The sequence below is a fragment of the Oryzomicrobium sp. genome, assembly GCF_036820405.1.
Lineage (GTDB): Bacteria > Pseudomonadota > Gammaproteobacteria > Burkholderiales > Rhodocyclaceae > Oryzomicrobium.
Genome location: NZ_DAISLS010000011.1, coordinates 62,720 through 77,241 on the forward strand (window position 1 = coordinate 62,720; position 14,522 = coordinate 77,241).

The following is a 14,522-nucleotide window of genomic DNA, read 5'->3' on the forward strand; positions in this document are numbered from 1 at the left end:
GGCGAATGCGGCGTGCCCGCCGCCGCTCTAGGAGGCCGTCGTCTCGGCAGCCTGCTCCTGGTTGACGGCGACGTCCGTTGCGACCGACGGGCCGTCTTCCGGCAGGGTGAGGATGAAGGTGGCGCCGGCTCCGGCGGACGTTTCCTCCGCCTCCTCGGCACCCATCGCTTCCGCCCCCGCTTCCAGGATCACGTCGCCGCCGTGGCGGCGGGCCAGGGAGCGGGCCAGGTGCAGGCCCAGGCCGGACCCCTGGGGGCGCAGGCCGTCGCTGCGGAAAAAGCGTTCGAAGATGCGTTCCCGGTCTGCTGGGCGTACCCCCTGGCCCCGGTCCTGCACCGCGATGGCCACCTGCCCGGCGGGTTCGCGCCGCACCCGCAGGGTCACCGGGCTGTCCGGAGGGGAGTACTTGAGGGCGTTGCCGACCAGGTTGGAGAGGGCCACGTCGAACAGGTGCCGGTCGCAGCGCACTCGCACCGCCGCCTCGGGCAAGTCGAGGCGGATGCGCCGGGCCTCGGCGGGAGCCGTCCCGCCCCGGTAGGCCTGGGTCAGGTGGGCGCATACGTCCACCGTTTCCAGGTGCAGCTCGGTGCCGGTACCGTTGAGGCGTTCGTTGGCCAGGCAGTTCTCCAGTAGCCCCAGCAGCCGGGTGACGGCGCTGCGGATCTTCAGGATGCGCGGCACCAGTTCCGGATGGATGCGCTCCAGCATCATGTCCAGGCGCTGGGCCACGGTGTCGATCAGGGTCAGGGGCGTGCGGAATTCGTGGGAGAGCATGGCCACCAGTTCGCGCTGATTGGCCAGGGTGGCCTGCTCGGTGGTCAGGGCGTCCTGGAGCCGGGCTTGGATGCGGCTCCGGGTTTCGATCTCCTGACGCAGCTCGCCGGTGCGCTCGCGCACCCGGGCTTCCAGTTCTTGCTCCGCCCGGTGGGCCTCGGCCAGTTCCCGGGCCAGGGCCTGGTCCTTTTCCTGCTCGGCCTGGCGGGCCCGGTGGATGATCAGGATGGGCAGGATGATGAGATGGATCAGGGCGGTGATTTCGCCGCTGTAGCTGATCCAGAAATTGTCGGAAATGCCGCCCATGCGGAAGATGGCATTGCCGAACAGGCCCATCAGCCAGGGCAGGAAGGCGACGATGTAGATGCGCCGCTTGGGGTCCTTGAAGCCCAGGGTGACGATCAGCACCATCCACAGCAGGGTCACCGGGAAGGCCAGCAATTGCAGGATCAGGCCGATGGTGCGCCAGTCGGTGAACAGGCTGAGGGGCGCCAGGACTGCGTAGGTGCCGGCCAGGGCCAGCATCAGCGGGTAGAGGCGGGGCAGGTGCTGGCGCACCGCGAACAGGTAGGTGAAGAACAGGACGTGTATCGTCAAGATCGGCCCGGTGAGCCAGGCGATGGCCAGATCGTTCGCCCCCCCCAGCCCGGGGTAGGCGAACTGGCTGCCGAAGCCGGCGTTCATCAGCAGGAAGACGCCTCCGCCAGCACGTTGCCGGCGTAGAACAGGTAGAGCCGGTCCTTCAGCCAGCGCCAGGAAATCAGGCTGAAGACGATGAGCAGCAGGATGGTGCCGCCGAGCAGCCCGTAGAACATGGTGTCGCGCACCACCAGGTCCTGGAATTCGGCCCCGTGCCACAGGTCGAGGCGCATGTTGAGGGCGCTGGTGGTATCGAGGCGCAGGTAGAAGGGGCGGCGCACGTCGGTGCCCGGCGGGATGGCGATGGCGAACAGGCGGTATTGCCATTCCCGGGCGGTGAAGGGGTAGCGGTCGCCGGCGCGGCGCAGCTCGTAGCCGCCGCCGGCCTGGGGCAGGTACAGGGCCAGGTCGTCGAGCATGGCGGGGGATATGCGCAGCCAGCGGGGCAGTGTGTCGCTGCCGGGGGGCAGGCAGAAGCGCAGCCACAGAATGTCCCGGGTGTAGCCGCCGGACAGTTGGCCGGGCAGGGCCTCGAATTCGGCGGCCCGGGCCGCCGAGGTCACGTCCCCCAGGGTCAGCCGGCGGGACGGGTCTCGCAGCAGAGCCTGGCCCTGGACGTTGTGGGCCGGTCCGAGGGCGGCCTCTGTCGGGCATTCCTGGGCCTCTTCGGCCCGGGCCGGGAGCGGCCCGCAGAGCGCCAGGAAGGCCAGCGCCGCCAGGAGGAGTGGCAGTAGCCAGTGCCAGGGCGGCGCCGGGGGAGGGGGGCAGGACGCCGGGTGGGCATCGGATGAGGACGGAGGCATTGTCCGGATTGTGGCATGAAGGCCGTTGCCATGACCTTGGCAAAGTTGGCGCTGGTCGCAGCGAAGCGATGGCCGGTACCACGGGTCGCTCCGGAGCAAAGCCGGTAGCATGGCGGCAACCGCTCTTGCCACCCGTGCCACCGCGCCTTACCTGGAGCCTGCCCCATGTCCATTCCTCCGGCCCCTGCCCCCGATTCCTCCCAGACCCCCACTGCCGCTGCTGCCGCGCCCCGCCCCCTGGACGGGGTCAAGGTGCTCGAACTGGGCACCCTGATCGCCGGGCCGTTCTGCTCCCGCATCCTGGCCGACTTCGGCGCCGAGGTGGTCAAGGTCGAGTCGCCGGACGGCGGCGACCCCCTGCGCCGCTGGCGCCAGCTGTACCAGGGCACCTCGTTGTGGTGGTACGTGCAGTCGCGCAACAAGCAGTCGGTGACGGTGAACCTCAAACACCCGGAAGGGGCCGCCATCGTGCGCCGGCTGGCGCAAGAGGCGGACGTCGTGATCGAGAACTTCCGTCCCGGCGTGCTGGAAAAGCTCGGCCTGGGCTGGGAGACCCTGCGCGCCGCAAACCCGGGGCTGGTCATGGTGCGCCTCTCCGGTTTCGGCCAGACCGGGCCCTACCGTGACCAGCCGGGCTTTGGCGCCATCGGCGAGAGCATGGGCGGGCTGCGCTACGTCACCGGCTTCGAGGATCGGCCGCCGGTGCGCACCGGCATATCCATCGGCGACGCCCTGGCCTCGCTATGGGGCGCCATCGGCGCCCTGATGGCCCTGCGCCACAAGGAGGTGGGCGGCGGCGCCGGCCAGGTGGTGGACGTGGCCCTCTACGAGGCGGTGTTCGCCATGATGGAATCCCTGGTGCCAGAGTTCGACGTGTTCGGCTTCGTGCGCGAGCGCAGCGGCAACATCATGAAGGGCATTACCCCGTCCAACACCCACACCACCCGGGACGGGCGGCACATTGCCATCGGCGCCAACGGCGACGCCATCTTCCGCCGCCTGATGCAGGCCATCGGCCGCTCCGACCTGGCGGATGACCCCACCCTGGCCGACAACGCCGGACGCGACGCCCGCCGCGACGAGCTGTACGCGGTGATCGACGCCTGGGCCGCCGCCCACGACCACGACGCCGTGCTGGCCACCCTGGAGGCGGCGGAGGTGCCGGCTTCCCGCGTTTATTCGGTGGCCGACATGTTCGCCGACCCCCAGTTCCTCGCCCGGGGCATGCTCCAGGCGGCCACGTTGCCGGACGGCAAGCCGTTCACCATCCCCGGCGTGGTGCCCACCCTCACCGCCACCCCGGGGCGCACCGACTGGCTCGGCCCGACCCTGGGGGAGCACACCGATGCGGTGCTCGGCCGCCTCGGCTTTACTCCGGCCGACATCGCCCGATTGCGGGCGGCGGGGGCGATTTAAACGGAAACGGCTTGCCGGGGCTTGCCGGGGGCTCCGTCGCTGTTCGCCACAAGGAGGCACTGGGCGGCGCCTGGCGGTGGTGGCAAGCGGCCCCGGCGCCCGGGGCTTGGGGGGAACGGTGGGGCGGGGTAGAATGGGCCATCTGCACCGTTGTGGTGCATTCCGAGTCCTTCCCGCGCCAACCATGCCCGTATCCGCCTCCATCTTCGCCCGCGACCTGCCGCGCCCCCAGACCGGGGACCGGGTCGCCCGGGGGAGCGGCCGCGCCGGCATGAGTCGCCACCGACTGGCCGCCTGCCTCTCCCCCGCCCGGCAGCGGCCCGACCCGCGGGCCAGCGTTTCCGCCTGATCTTCCGGCAACGCTGCGGCGCCTCCCCGGCGCCACCCCGGGTCCCGGCGCGGCCCCGACCGAGGTTCGTCGCCGCCGCCCTTCCCCTGCCGGGCATCCGCCACCGCCCCAGCCCTTTCATCCTTCGCCGTTTTTCGTTCGTCGCCCGCGCCCGGCCAGATGCCGTCCGGCCCCGCGGGCCAGGAGTCCAGCCATGACCCAAGCTTCGCAACCCTGTATTTCCGCCGTCGACCAATCCCGTCTGGTGGTGCTGATCGAGACCCGCTTCCAGCGCGGACAGGGCGTGTCCGACGCCGCTTCCCGGGTGCTGGCGCGGCTGCGCTCGGCCAAGGTGGTGCCGCCGGACGGCATCCCCCCGGACCAGGTGACCATGAACTCCACCGTGGTGCTGGAAGCCGCCGACGGCACCAAGCGGGAACTGACCCTGGTCTATCCGGAAGACCACGATCCGGACGAGGAGTGCTGGTCGATCCTGCACCCGGTGGGTGCTGCCCTGTTCGGCGTGCGCGTCGGCGAGCGCATCGAGGTGCCGGGCGCCGACGGCGCGGTGCAGGAATGGACCGTGGCCGCCCTGCCGTTCCAACCCGAGTCCAAGGGCTGGGCGGCCCTGTAAGCCCCCTCTCGCCCCCTCCCGGCGCCGTTGGCGCCCGCCCAAACCCCGCGCCAGGCGCGGGGTTTTGCCATGGTCGCCGGCAATGGGCCATGCCGACCGGGGCGGGAACTGATGCATCCCGGGCCGGGTTGGGGGATCATCCGCCCTAGTGATTTTTTGCGAGCCGGACCCATGCCGTCCATGACCCTGGAAGAGCTGCGCGCCCAGGTGCGCGATTTCGTCGAAGAGCGCGAGTGGACGCCCTTCCACACCCCCAAGAACCTGGCCATGACCCTGTCGGTGGAGGCCGCCGAGGTGCTGGAGCACTTTCTCTGGCTGACCCCGGAGGAAAGCGCCGCCCTGCCGGAAGGGAAGCGCGAGGCGGTGGCCCACGAGCTGGCCGACGTGCTGCTGGTGCTGACCCGCCTGGCCGACCGGCTCGACGTGGACCTGGCCCAGGCCTTCCGCGACAAGATGGTCCTCAACCGGGCCAAGTACCCGGTGGAAAAGGCCCGGGGCAAGGCGCTCAAGTACACCGAGCTGTAGCCCGATCCCGATAGACCGGCGCCGTCCAGCGCTCCCCGGGAGCGGCTGCTCGAATGGCCGTTCCGCTCCGGGGACGTGGTCAGGGGCGACCAGGGAACCGGAACCATTGCCCATGTCTTTTCTCCAGCGCTTGTTCAACCCCGGCATTGCCGCCGCCCTAGGCGCCGCGCTGCTCTTCGGCGCCAGCGCCCCCCTCGCCAAGTTCCTGCTGCGCGATGCCGGACCGTGGCTGCTGGCCGGCCTGTTCTACCTGGGCTCGGGCCTCGGCCTGGCGGCCTACCGCCTGCTGGTCCGGGCCGCCCCGGTGCGGCTCTCGGCCGGCGAGGCCGGCTGGTTCGCCGGCGCGGTGTGCGCCGGGGGCGTGGTCGGCCCGGTGCTGCTGATGTTCGGGCTGGCCGGGATGCCAGCCTCCGGCGCGGCCCTGTTGCTCAATGCCGAGGGCGTGTTCACCGCCCTGCTGGCCTGGATCGCCTTCAAGGAAGGCGTGGACCGGCGCATTGCCGCCGGCATGGTCGCCATCGTCGCCGGCACCGTGCTCGTCAGCTGGCCCGGCGATGCCCGCTTCGCCGGCGCCTGGCCGGCGCTGGCGGTGCTCGGGGCCTGTCTGGCCTGGGGCATCGACAACAACCTGACGCGCAAGGTGTCCCTCAGCGACGCCACCTGGATCGCCATGGTCAAGGGGCTGGCGGCGGGCACGGTGAACCTGGCCCTGGCCTTCGCCCTGGGGGACCGGCTACCACCCTGGCCGGCCACGGCGCTAGCCATGGTGGTCGGGCTGCTGGCCTACGGGGTGAGCCTGGTCCTGTTCGTGGTCGGCCTGCGCCACCTGGGCACGGCGCGGACCGGGGCCTATTTTTCGGTGGCGCCGTTCTTCGGCACCCTGATCGCGCTGGCTTCCGGCGAGCCCCTCACCGTCCGGCTGGCCCTGGCCGGGGCGCTGATGGCCTGGGGCGTGTGGCTGCACCTGACCGAGCGCCACGATCACGCGCATTACCACGGGGCCCTGGAGCATTCCCACGCCCACACCCACGACGCCCATCACCAGCACGACCATCCTTATCCCGTTGCCCCGGGGACCCGCCATGTCCACGCCCACCGGCACGAGCCCATGGTCCATTCCCACCCCCACTTCCCCGATGCCCACCATCGGGACCACCGCCACTAGCCACTAAACACTGGCCCGCGTCGCCCTGGCCTCCGCCTCCCCGGCTTCACGCAGGGCCTGGAGGAACAGGCGCACCCGGCGCGGCATGCGCTCGCCGGCGTAGACCGCGTGCATGCGCGGCTCCACCCCGGTGGACGAGGTCAGGTGCCAGTCCGGGCAGATCCGCACCAGCTGGCCGGCCGCTTCCGCCGGGCGGCACAGCCAGTCCGCCAGACGCACGATGCCCATGCCGTGCAGGGCCGCCTGGTAGACGGCGATGCCGGAGCTGAAGCGGTGGCGCGGCTGGGGGTTGAGCCGGTAGCTGTCGCCGCCCCTGCGCAGGAACCAGTCGCGCAGGACCCGGGGCGCGGTGTGGATGACGAAGTCGTGGCCGGCCAGGGCCTCCGGGGTCTGCGGCAGGCCGCGCCGGGCCACGTAGTCCGGGCTGGCGTAGAGGTAGCGCCGGTAGTTCCACAGGGGAAAGGCGCGCAGTTCGCTGGACTGGGGAAAGGCGCCGCGGATGGCGAAGTCCAGGCTTTCCTTGATCGGGTCGAGCAGGCCGTCGGCGTAGCGCACGTCGATCTGCACGTCCGGATAGGCGGTGCCGAAGCGGGCGATCATCTCCGGCATCAGGCGCAGGGCCAGGCTTTCCGGCGCCGAGAAGCGAATCCAGCCCTGGGGTTGGGCGGCCACCCCGGCCAGCTTTTCCTCGGCCTCGTCCTGCAACGCGATCATCTCCGAGGCGTAGGCATAGTAGGTGCCGCCGGCCTCGGTGACCCCCACCTCTTTATGGGAGCGCCTGAGCAGTTCCTGGCCGAGCTGCTGTTCCAGGGATTGCACCGCCCGGGTCACGGCGCTGGGGGAGCGCCCCAGCATGCGCGCGGCGACGACGAAGCTTTTGCGCTCCACCACCGCGCAGAAGGCCTGTAGTTCCCAGAGCATGGCCATGGCGTGTGCCTCACATCTCACGTTGCGTTTTGTGCAACATGATATTGCAACCAGCGGCAATCGGCGGCCGCTAGGATGGCCCCTGTTTTTTCCCCGCCACTCCGCTACGTCATGATCGAAACCACGCTGCTGCTCTGCTGCTTCGCCTTCTGTGCGGGCCTGATCGATGCCGCCGTGGGTGGCGGCGGCCTGATCCAGGTGCCGGCCCTGTTCAACTTCATGCCCGGTGTGGCCCCGGCCACCTTGCTCGGCAGCAACAAGCTCACCTCGGCCTGCGGCACGGCCCTGGCTGCCAAGTCCTGGGTCAGCCGGGTGCGGGTGCCCTGGTCACTGGCGCTGCCGGCGGCGGCCACCGCCTTCGTCATGTCGTTCTGCGGTGCCATGGCCGTGTCGGCGGTGCCCACCGCCGCCATGCGCCCCCTGGTGCTGTTCCTGATCGTGGCGATGGCGATCTACACCTTCGTCAAGAAGGACTTCGGGGCGATCCGCAAGCCCCTGTCCATCGGCCGCCGCGAACGCCTGCTGGCGCTCTTGATCGGCGGCGCCATCGGCTTTTACGACGGCCTGTTCGGCCCGGGCACCGGCAGCTTCCTGATCTTTCTCTTCATCCGCTGCTACGCCCTGGATTTTCTGGTGGCGTCGGCCTGCGCCAAGGTGGTGAACCTGGCCACCAACGCGGCGGCCCTGATCTTCTTCATTGGCGCCGGCAAGGTGATCTACGCCGTCGCGCTGCCGATGGCCGTCTTCAACATGGCTGGTGCCGTGGTCGGCTCCCGCCTGGCGATCAAGCGCGGTGCCGGCTTCGTGCGCGGCCTGTTCCTGGTCCTGCTGGTGGCCCTGATCGTCAAGCTGGCCTACGACATCCTCAAGTAGCGGGACAAGGCCGGAGGCGGGTCATTTCACGTCGATGTGGATCGCGATCTCCTCGGTGGAGGCGGTCGGCTGGCCGTCCCGCAGCGCCGGGAAGAATTTCCATTGCCGGAGGGTGTCCAGCAGCAGCCGGTTGAGCCGGAGATTGGGCGTGGGTTTGACCAGTTCCACGGTGGCGCTGCCGTCGGCGGCGACGTGGAAGCGGGCCGTGACCACCACGTGAAGGGCCTCCTCGCGCAGTTCGTCCGGAATCCGGGGCATCGGCTTGACGATGGCCTGGGCGCCGCCGCTGGCGGACAGTTTGCCGCCGGTGGATGGGGCCGCGGCGGACGGGGGCGGCGGTGGGCGGGCCGGCGCCTCCTGGGCGGCGGCCGGGGCGGGAGGTGCGGAAGGTGTGGGCGCGGCGGCCGGCAGTGACGGGGCGTGGGCGGAAAGGGGGGCCGCCTTGGGGGGCGGCGTTCGTTGCGGCGGCGTCCTGGTCGGCTCCAGGGCGGGCCGGGGCGGCGCCTTGGGCGTGGGCGGGGACGGGCTGGCGGGCTCCGGCGGCAGCTCGATCAACTGGGCCTCGATGGGGGGCGGCTCGGGCAGGCGTTGCCGGGGCCCCTCGGTGAACAGCGCGAAGGCCCACAGCACCGCTGCCCAGATCAGCAGCGACAGGGGCAGGGTCCAGGGCAGCCGCCGCCAGGGATTGTCGAATTCCCGCGGGCGGGGTAGGGCGGAGGCGTCAGTCGACATGCTTGACCGCGATCTGGAAATGCCGGGCCCCGGCCTCCCGGGCACGCAGCATGGCCCGCACGGTGGTGCCGTTGGGGGCGGCGCTGTCTGCGGCGACAATGACGCTGGCCTCGGGGCCGGCCAGCATGGCCTTCAGGGTCGGGGCCAGGGTGTCCAGGGTCACCGGCGTCTTGTCCAGGAAGAGCCGGCTGTCCGATGTCACCGTCAGGGTTACCGGGGTCTGCGTGTGCATCGGCGCGGCATGGCCCTGGGGTAGGTCCACCGCCAGGGAATGCAGGTTCTGCATCGACAGCGAGGCCAGCATGAAGGTGGCCAGCAGGAAGAACATGACGTCGATCATGGGGATGATCTCGATGCGGCCGCGCTTGGCCTGCCGGGTTCTACGCAGCTTCATGGCCGCCGCCTTCCCCCCGGTCCTGCCCGAGGCGGATGTTGTCCACCAGCCGGGTGCCCAGGCGCTCCATCTCGTCCAGGGCCTGGGATTGCCGGCGCGAGAAGAAGTTGAAGGCGAAGAGGGCCAGGATGGCGATGAACAAGCCCAGGGCGGTGGCGATCAGCGCCTGGGCGACGCCGCCGGTGACCCCGGTGGGGTCCACCAGCCCTCCGGCGCCGATCAGGTTGAAGGAATGCATCATGCCGGTGATGGTGCCGAGCAGCCCCAGCAGGGGAGCGGCGGTGACGATGGTCTCCAGCACCCACAGCCCCCGGCTCAGGGTCTTCTCGATGATCTGGGCTTCGTCGCCGGCCCGGGACTCGACCCACCAGGCGGGCTGGCCGCGGTTGGCGACGATGACGCGGAAGAAGCGGCCGAAGTAGTTGCGCGGCCCCAGGGCGTCGAGCTGTCCTTCCAACTCCTGCCAGCGGAAGCCGTAGGTTTCGGCCAGGTCGAGCAAGGCCGTCGGCAGGCGCACGTAGCGCCAGTAGACGAACAGCTTGTCCAGGGTGATGAGCAGCGCCAGCACCGCCAGCGCCAGGAGCGGGTAGACCATCGCGCCGCCGAATTTGAGGGCTGCGAGGGCCTCGTGGATGTCCTGCATGTCCGGTTCTCCTCAGAAAAGTTTGCTCAAGCCCAGGAACAGCCCGCGCCGTGGGCCGAACTGGGGGGCACCGACGCCCACGCCGCTGCCGTCGCGCAGCTCGTAGACCCGGTCGAAGACGTTGATGACCGCCACCCGGCCTTCCAGGGTGCCCAGCTCGCCGGCCTGGAACTTGCGGTTGGCCCCCAGGTTGACCTGGACGTAGGACGGCAGGTGCTCGGTATTGGCAAAGCCCCGGCGCAGGCCGCTGCCGTAGATGGCGTCGGCGGAGTACTGGGTGCCGAGCCAGGTGTAGGCGACGCCGGCCGAGGCGGTGTATTTCTGGTCGTGGTCGGTGTGGATCCAGTGGTTGGCGATGTAGTCCAGCTCGTCCTGGCTGAAGTTGAACTGGGCCGAGGTGATCTGCTTGGCCAGGCTGGTGGTGCGCGCCAGGTTGGCGTAGGCCGAGAAGCTGTCGGTCTTGTAGCTGGCCGTCAGCTCGATGCCGTAGATCTTGCCCTGGGCGTAGTTGAAGGGCGAAAAGATCAGGGCCTGGCCGAACTGCCCCTCGTCCAGGAGGTTCGTCACCTGCTTGTAGAAGGCGTCCACGCCGACGTTGAACGCAGGCGTCAGCTGGTGGGACATCCCCAGGTCGAAGTAGTGGGAGCGTTCCGGCTGCACCGGGTCGTTCTGCATGTTCGACGCCGCGTTGGAGGTGCCGGAGAACAGGGCCAGGGTGCGGGGCGATACCAGTTCGGTGGGGGGCGGGGTGAAATAGCGGGCGTAAGAGGCGTGGAAGGTGGTCTCGGGCGTCGCCTTGTACACCAGCCCCAGTCGCGGGCTCAGTTGGCCGGCCTTGACGAAGGCGTCCATCTGGTCGGCCCGCAGGCCGTAATTGACGGTCAGCTTGTCGGTGGCCCGCCATTCGTCCTGGAGGTAGAGCCCCATCAGCGTGTTGCCGTTCTTGGCGTTGTTGTCGACGATGGTGTAGGGCGCGCCGGTGACCGTGCCGCCGGCGTCCACCGGGAAGACCGTCGAACTGTTGTCGGAGCGGATGTTCTCGGTGCTGGCGAAGAGGCCCATGCGCAGGGTGTGGCTGTCGTTCAGGCGGTAGGTTCCGTCGCCCTGGAGGCCGGTGCTGGAACTGCTGCGGAAGACCTGGGAGGCAACCCCGTTGAACACCAGGTCGCCCACCGGGTCCGGGTTGAAACGCACACTGGTGTAGCGGGTGAACAGGGCCACCTGGTAGTCGAAGTTGGCGCCGATGGAGCTTTGCAGGGCGAGGATGCCGTAGCGGTTGCTTTCCCGCTGGCGCTCGTCGAGCTTGGACGAGTCGAAGCCGGCCACGCCTGCTCCGGTGAGGTAGGCTGGGGTTGCCGTTTGCCCCGGGTTGTTGGGTATCTGGAACTTGCCGTCGTAGGTGCCGAACATGGCGGTCAAGCGCGTGGTCGGGTCGATCAGGTAGGACAGGTAGCCGAATCCCTTGCTCTGCTCGGTACGGTCGTGGATCGGCGATGAACTGGAGGTCGGATTCTCGATGCCGGCGTCGTTGGTCAGGAACGAGCCGGTCACGTAGTAGCTCAGGTTGCCCTGGGTGTTGCCGTACTCGATGCTCGGATTGACCGTGCCCCGGCTGCCGCCGTAGAGGTCGAGGCGCCCGCCCTGGTCGAATCGGGTCTTGGTCTCGATCTCGACGACCCCGGCGGTGCGGTAGCCGTACTGGGCCGGCAGGGCGCCGGTGAGCAGGTCGATGCGCTGGGCGAAGCGGCTGTCCAGCGCCTGGCCGAAACCGCTGATGCCTTCCGGCAGGATCACGCCGTTGATGCGGTACTGCAGGTTGCCGTGGTCGCCACGCACGTGCAGCTGGCCGAAGGAATCGTTGGCCACGCCGGGCGCCTGCAGCAGCACCTGGTTGAAGGAGGTGTTGGCGCCTTCGGGCAAAGCCTGGATGTCCTGGTCCGCCAGCCGGTAGACGCTGCCTCCGGTCTGGGGCGACAGGCCGCTGCGGGCCTTGTTGAGGCGTTCCGCCGCCACGCTGATTTCCAGGGCCTCCTTCGAGGCCAGGGTGATCTTCACCGGGGCGGCGCCCTGGGCGGTGAGGTTGACGATGGCGGTGCCGGTCTGGAACCCCGGCTTGTTGGCGAGGATGGCGTAGGTGCCCGGCGCGGCGCCGGAAAAGGCGAACTGCCCGGATGCGTCGCTGCGGGCCTGCCCGGCCACCTGGCCGTCCGGCGTTTTCAGGGTGAGGGCCGCTGCGGCCAGGGGCTGCCCCAGGGCGTCCGCGACGGTCCCCCGGATGTCGGCTGCGGCGGCGGGGGCCGCATGGACGGCAAGGGCGAAGGCGAAGCCGGCGGGCGCCCAGACGGCGCCCGCACCTTTCTTGATCGATGGCATGGAACCACTCCCACGAGACGGATGCACGTCGCCTCGACGGGGTCGAGGCGGTTCTAGTACTGCGGCAATGCAGGCGAAACTAGAAAGCGAGTGGCGGTGCGCGGGAGCGATAGGGGACGCGGCTGGGCGAGGCGAAACGAATCCGCTCCCGCAGGCGGGCGATGAAATAGAGGGCGACGAGCAGAGGCGGGGCGAGTTCGCTGCCCGACAGCGCCGCGTCGAGAGGGGGGTGGGCCGCCGCCTGGCACAGAACGCAGGCGTCCCCGGCGGCGACGGAGTCGTGGCGGTGGAAGGCTTCGGCCGCTACCAGGCCGACGAAACAGGCGAGCAGGACCAGCAGCAGCGCCAGCCGCCAGTTCTGCCAGGGGCGGCGCGCCGCGGGCGCCCGGCCGGTCATGACCTCACCCCGGGCGGCAAGGCTTTCCCTTCCGCTCCCGTGGCGGGCTTGGCGAATGGGCGAAGGGCGATGGCGACCATGGCGTCATGGTAAGCGCCGCGTCTCTTTTAATGCAACATTGTTGCAATTGTTACTGTTGTCCGCGTTGCCCGGCCTCCTCGGCGGGAGGACCGCTCATGCCGGCGGAGTGACGAGCGTCGCCCGGGGCGGCGCTCGTCACTCCTCCAGCCGCGCCTGCTTCGTCTCCGGCAGGAAGCGCAGCCCCACCAGGAAGGCCAGGCCGAGCAGGACCACCGGGTACCACAGGCCGGCGGTGCCGTCGCCGTAGCGCACGTTGAGCAGGGTGACGACGAAGGGCGACAGCCCGCCGATCCAGCCCGCCGCCAGATTGTGGGGCAGGGCCACCGCCGAGTAGCGGGTGCGGGCCGGAAAGAGTTCGGCCAGCACCGCCGTCTGGGGGCCGGTGATCAGCGCCACGGCGACGATCGGCACCAACAGCAGCAGCACCAGGGTCAGGCCGTCCACCTGGGCCGGGTCGGCCCGGCCGGGCCAGCCGGCGGCTTCCAGCAGCGGGGCCAGGGCGGCGGCGTCGCGGGCTGCCACCGGCTCGGCGGTGCCGATCCGCACGGTGGTGGGGCTGCCGGCCGGCAGGTCGTCGCGGGTATAGGTCACTCCCTGCTTGACCAGCCATTCCTGGGCCCGGGCGCAGTCGCTGGCCGGGGCGGCGAAGGGCGAATAGGAACAGTCGCTGCCCGCCAGCACCACCGATACGTCGCGCTGGAAGCGGGCCATGGCCGGGTTGCCGGCGGGGATGAAGGCCTGGAACACCGGCAGCAGGGTGAGCGCGCCCACCAAGAGTCCGGCCAACAGCACCGGGCGCCGGCCGATGCGGTCCGACAGGGCGCCGGCGGCCAGGGTCAAGGGGAACAGGGCGACGGTGGCCACCATCACCAGCTGGCTGGCGGTCTTGGCCTCCAGCTTGACCACGCTCTTGAGAAAGACCGTGGTGTAGACCTGGGCGGAGAAAAACAGCAGCGAGCCGCCGGCGGAGATGCACAGGGCCAGCACCCCCATGCGCGCCAGGGTGGTGCGGTCGCGGAAGCAGTCGCGCAGCGGCGTGGCCGACAGGGCCTTTTTCGCCTGCAACTGGCGGAATACCGGCGACTCGTGCAGGGCCACCCGGCTCTTCAGCGACACCGCCAGCAGCAGCGCCGACACCAGAAAGGGCACGCGCCAGCCCCAGGCGGCGAAGTCCGCCTCGGTCAGCCAGGATTGCAGCAGCACCAATTGGGCGGCGGAAGCCATCATGCCCAGGGGGCCCATCAGTTGCAGCACGCTGGTGAACAGGCCGCGCCGGCCTTCCGGAGCGTGCTCGGTCAAATACACCGCCGAGCCGCCGATCTCGCCGCCCACCGACAGGCCCTGCAACAGGCGCAGGGCCAGCAGCAGGCCCGGGGCGAGCAGGCCGACCTGGGCGTAGGTGGGCAGCAGGCCCACCCCCACCGTAGCGATGCCCATCAGCATGATGGTGACGATGAACACCCGGCGCCGGCCGATGCGGTCGCCCAGGGAACCGAACAGGGCCGCCCCCAGGGGCCGCACCACCATGCCCGCACCGAAGGTGGCCAGGCTGGCCAGCAGCCCGGCCACCGGGTTGTCCGGCGGGAAGAAGAGGGGCCCGAAGTAGGTGGCCAGGGTGGCGAAGGTGAGGAAGTCGTACCACTCCAGGAAGGTGCCGAAGCAGGCCGCCACCGCCACCTGGCGTTGCAGGTTCGGGGATTTCTGGGCGGAATTGACGGAGGCAGCGGCGGATGGCGGAGTGGCGCGGGTATCGGGCATGGCGGCGTCGGGGACGTCGAGGCGTGGAGCGTGGGGATCGGGGAATGCGGCGCTGGCGGC

15 protein-coding genes are annotated in these 14,522 nt (G+C 70.1%); 6 read left to right on the top strand and 9 right to left on the bottom strand.

Going from position 1 to position 14,522, the window contains the following annotated elements; all coding sequences use genetic code 11:
- Positions 1–27 precede the first annotated feature (27 nt).
- Positions 28–1,458, bottom strand: coding sequence for a sensor histidine kinase (locus tag V7Z98_RS11910; RefSeq protein ID WP_334158196.1), 1,431 nt, complete (start codon positions 1,456–1,458; stop codon positions 28–30).
- Positions 1,458–2,216 (bottom strand): 7TMR-DISMED2 domain-containing protein, encoded by a 759-nt coding sequence (locus V7Z98_RS11915; protein ID WP_334158198.1) that lies wholly within the window; start codon positions 2,214–2,216, stop codon positions 1,458–1,460. Before V7Z98_RS11915 ends, V7Z98_RS11910 begins: the two co-directional genes overlap by 1 nt.
- 165 nt (positions 2,217–2,381) lie before the next feature.
- Between V7Z98_RS11915 and V7Z98_RS11920 the strand changes: the two genes are divergently transcribed.
- The 5 genes from V7Z98_RS11920 (at position 2,382) to V7Z98_RS11940 (ending at position 6,284) form a co-directional block, all read left to right on the top strand.
- Positions 2,382–3,632 carry a CaiB/BaiF CoA transferase family protein gene (locus V7Z98_RS11920; RefSeq protein ID WP_334158200.1) on the top strand — a complete coding sequence of 417 codons (1,251 nt, stop codon included), beginning with the start codon at positions 2,382–2,384 and terminating at the stop codon, positions 3,630–3,632.
- Between the two features lie 184 nt (positions 3,633–3,816).
- The gene (locus V7Z98_RS11925; RefSeq protein WP_334158202.1) at positions 3,817–3,981 is read left to right on the top strand and encodes a hypothetical protein; all 165 of its coding nucleotides are present in this window, start codon (positions 3,817–3,819) and stop codon (positions 3,979–3,981) included.
- Positions 3,982–4,174: 193 nt separating this feature from the next.
- The gene (locus V7Z98_RS11930; RefSeq protein WP_293264464.1) at positions 4,175–4,594 is read left to right on the top strand and encodes a GreA/GreB family elongation factor; all 420 of its coding nucleotides are present in this window, start codon (positions 4,175–4,177) and stop codon (positions 4,592–4,594) included.
- 171 nt (positions 4,595–4,765) lie between these two features.
- Positions 4,766–5,119: a nucleotide pyrophosphohydrolase gene (locus tag V7Z98_RS11935; protein WP_293264462.1), complete on the top strand. Its 354-nt coding sequence runs from the start codon at positions 4,766–4,768 to the stop codon at positions 5,117–5,119.
- Positions 5,120–5,231: 112 nt separating this feature from the next.
- Positions 5,232–6,284: a DMT family transporter gene (locus V7Z98_RS11940; RefSeq protein ID WP_334158206.1), complete on the top strand. Its 1,053-nt coding sequence runs from the start codon at positions 5,232–5,234 to the stop codon at positions 6,282–6,284.
- Positions 6,285–6,287: 3 nt separating this feature from the next.
- On the opposite strand, the gene V7Z98_RS11945 is transcribed toward V7Z98_RS11940, so the two are convergent.
- Positions 6,288–7,211, bottom strand: a complete 924-nt coding sequence (locus V7Z98_RS11945) for a LysR family transcriptional regulator (protein WP_334158208.1) — start codon at positions 7,209–7,211, stop codon at positions 6,288–6,290.
- Positions 7,212–7,322: 111 nt separating this feature from the next.
- Here V7Z98_RS11945 and V7Z98_RS11950 point away from each other — a divergent pair, with 111 nt between their 5' ends.
- Positions 7,323–8,084, top strand: a complete 762-nt coding sequence (locus tag V7Z98_RS11950) for a sulfite exporter TauE/SafE family protein (RefSeq protein WP_293264456.1) — start codon at positions 7,323–7,325, stop codon at positions 8,082–8,084.
- A gap of 21 nt (positions 8,085–8,105) precedes the next feature.
- On the opposite strand, the gene V7Z98_RS11955 is transcribed toward V7Z98_RS11950, so the two are convergent.
- From V7Z98_RS11955 to V7Z98_RS11980, 6 genes are all read right to left on the bottom strand, one after another.
- Positions 8,106–8,816, bottom strand: a complete 711-nt coding sequence (locus V7Z98_RS11955) for a TonB family protein (protein WP_293264454.1) — start codon at positions 8,814–8,816, stop codon at positions 8,106–8,108.
- Positions 8,806–9,210 carry an ExbD/TolR family protein gene (locus V7Z98_RS11960; protein ID WP_293264452.1) on the bottom strand — a complete coding sequence of 135 codons (405 nt, stop codon included), beginning with the start codon at positions 9,208–9,210 and terminating at the stop codon, positions 8,806–8,808. The genes V7Z98_RS11955 and V7Z98_RS11960 overlap by 11 nt, the downstream gene beginning before the upstream one ends.
- Positions 9,197–9,853: a MotA/TolQ/ExbB proton channel family protein gene (locus V7Z98_RS11965; RefSeq protein WP_334158214.1), complete on the bottom strand. Its 657-nt coding sequence runs from the start codon at positions 9,851–9,853 to the stop codon at positions 9,197–9,199. The genes V7Z98_RS11960 and V7Z98_RS11965 overlap by 14 nt, the downstream gene beginning before the upstream one ends.
- A 12-nt stretch (positions 9,854–9,865) precedes the next feature.
- Complete coding sequence (locus V7Z98_RS11970) at positions 9,866–12,226, bottom strand: TonB-dependent receptor (protein WP_334158216.1); 2,361 nt, start codon at positions 12,224–12,226, stop codon at positions 9,866–9,868.
- Positions 12,227–12,305: 79 nt separating this feature from the next.
- Positions 12,306–12,623, bottom strand: coding sequence for a hypothetical protein (locus V7Z98_RS11975; protein WP_334158218.1), 318 nt, complete (start codon positions 12,621–12,623; stop codon positions 12,306–12,308).
- 216 nt (positions 12,624–12,839) lie between these two features.
- Entirely contained in the window at positions 12,840–14,462 is a 1,623-nt protein-coding gene (locus V7Z98_RS11980; protein WP_334158220.1) for an MFS transporter, read from the bottom strand.
- Between the last annotated feature and the right edge of the window lie 60 nt (positions 14,463–14,522).